Raw genomic sequence first — 2,328 nt, 5'->3', positions numbered from 1 at the left:
TGTAAGCTCTAGCCTTATGAACGAGATTACGTTGTTTCACCCTTCAACTCACATAAGCCGTGAATTACGAATTACGAATTACGAATTACGAATTATCTGTGATTCGTCCACTCAAGTTTGCAACCATAGAACCCAGCATCAAAATACTCAATATCCTTCAATATAGGTACTGCTTTCACATAATTTGGGTCATTTAAAATTCCCTCTTCAATATTCAAATCTGCTAACTCATTATTCTCGAAAAAAGAGATAGACTCAACTCCATTACGGAGATTATGCCAAAACATATCTATATTTTGTGCGCCGGGGAAACAACCAGACATTCCAACTATTGCTATATCCAGATTGACTGTTTTTTCTTGCGTTATTTTACCACTAATCATTTGCTTTGCCACATTCATTCACTGAAATAAACTTCATTTTTAATTACTCTGCATTTTTATCTGCCTTCTTCTGCTCCCTCGACTCAATCTTTGTTCAAAACTATTTTCTTGAGACTCATCAGAAGTAAAAATATTTGCCATGTAATATATATTAGAGCATTCATAAAGTTTAGCAATTGGAACATTAGAATCGAACACCTTATTGAGGATTGCAATAAGTTTAATTCCGATCAGGGAATCTCCACCTAAATCAAAAAAATTATCGTATATTCCTATCTTTTCAATACCTAAAACATCTTGCCAGATATTGGCAAGCTTTTGGTCAACATCGTTTCTAGGAGCGATATATTCATTAGTCAATTCAGGTCGAGGATATTTTGAATTAGCAGGATTTAAAGTTTCTAAAAGTTCTAAAAATTCTGGAGATTGTATTTGCTGGTAACGATGAAGCTTAAGTTGCTCCAAGAAGTCAGAGGTAAATATTACGACTTGAGGTATGGTATTTGCCAAAGTACGTAGGAAAGCATCTACACCTTCATGGGGTAATATACCTTGCTGAAGTTCTTTCATCCGTGATTGTTGCAGGTATTGAGGAACATCTGTGTTGACAGCCATACCCACCTCTTGCCAAGCATCCCAGTTGATACTTGTGGTAAAGTTGCCGTGTTTTGAATTATAATGAGCAAAGGCATCAAGAAACGCATTTGCTCCACAATAATCTACCTCTCCAAACTCACCTAAAATTGAGGAGCCTGATGACATCAGAAGCAAGAAATCCAACTGAATATCTTTGACAATCGAACTAATTATTACTGTCCCTCTAACTTTTGGAGCCAAAATACTCTCTGCTTCTTCTTGAGTTTTTCGCTGAATGACACGACCTCCTGGAACACCAGCAGCATGAACAACACCATTAAATTGACCAAATTGCTGTTGAGCTTGAGCAATGATATTTTGCATTTGTTCAAGATTGCTGACATCAGCACTCACTATTAAAACTTCTGCACCATTACTTTCTAATTCTTTAACTTTACGAATTTTACGACTAGTGCCATCAGTTTCTTCATGGCTAGTTAGCCATTGTTCCCATTCGTCTTTTTCGGGTAAAGCAGAACGTCCCACCAATACTAGTTTTGCTTGTACAGTTTGCGCCAAGTATTCTGCCAAAATCAGCCCAATGCCTCCAAGTCCACCTGTAATTAAATAGACTCCTTTCTCTCTGAGTCGAGGCTTTTCAATTTTAGGTTTATCAAATCGCACAGGTTCAAAAGATTGCACCCAACGATTCAAACCTCGATAAGCAACAAGTTTTTCTGAATCAGGAACTTTCAGTTCCGCCAGCAATTGCTCTAAAAGTTTTGCTTCCTGCCAACTGTCACTTTCTGGGAGTACAACATCAATACTATGACATTTTATATTTGAATATTCTTGGGAAATAACTTTAATCGGTCCAATTAAAGTTGCTTTCTCCGGAGATGCTTCTTCATTACCTGTTACTGGATGTAAATTGTTTGAAATAACTGTGAGTTGTAATTCATCAGTGACTTCTTGTTTCCCCAGAGACTGAGCCAGAAATAGGAGACTATAAAATCCTGTGATTTGGGCTTGATCCACTTTTTCAACTGTTAATTCCTTATCACTAATTGGTGTGATACTCCATAGATGAACAATTGTTTTTGGAAATTTGTTCTGTTTGCAAAGTTCTTGAATCAAAATATCATAATCCAGATTATTACCTGGATTAATTGTATATTCGTGGTCACTGACCATAGTGAAAAATTGACCATTTTTAACAGTAATGATGTCTTGATTTTGTGTTTCTAATTCTTGGACTAATTTACTACCCAAACCACACTGATCGATAAACACCAAAATACAAGATTCATCAGATGCTAATTCTTGATTTTCTATTTGTACTGGGAGTAAAGAGGGTTTCCAAAAAGGA

At 36.3% G+C, this 2,328-nt stretch carries 2 protein-coding genes; both read right to left on the bottom strand.

Features of this window, described 5'->3' with window-relative positions; all coding sequences use genetic code 11:
- Positions 1 to 92: 92 nt before the first annotated feature.
- The gene (locus tag LC574_RS36240) at positions 93 to 395 is read right to left on the bottom strand and encodes a beta-ketoacyl synthase N-terminal-like domain-containing protein (RefSeq protein ID WP_229458455.1); all 303 of its coding nucleotides are present in this window, start codon (positions 393 to 395) and stop codon (positions 93 to 95) included.
- A gap of 27 nt (positions 396 to 422) precedes the next feature.
- Positions 423 to 2,328: SDR family NAD(P)-dependent oxidoreductase (locus LC574_RS36235; protein ID WP_229458454.1), on the bottom strand; the 1,906-nt coding region annotated here is incomplete at its 5' end.

It is taken from the genome of Nostoc sp. CHAB 5715, from assembly GCF_020829685.1.
Lineage (GTDB): Bacteria > Cyanobacteriota > Cyanobacteriia > Cyanobacteriales > Nostocaceae > Nostoc.
This window is presented reverse-complemented; position numbering and strand designations above follow the sequence as displayed.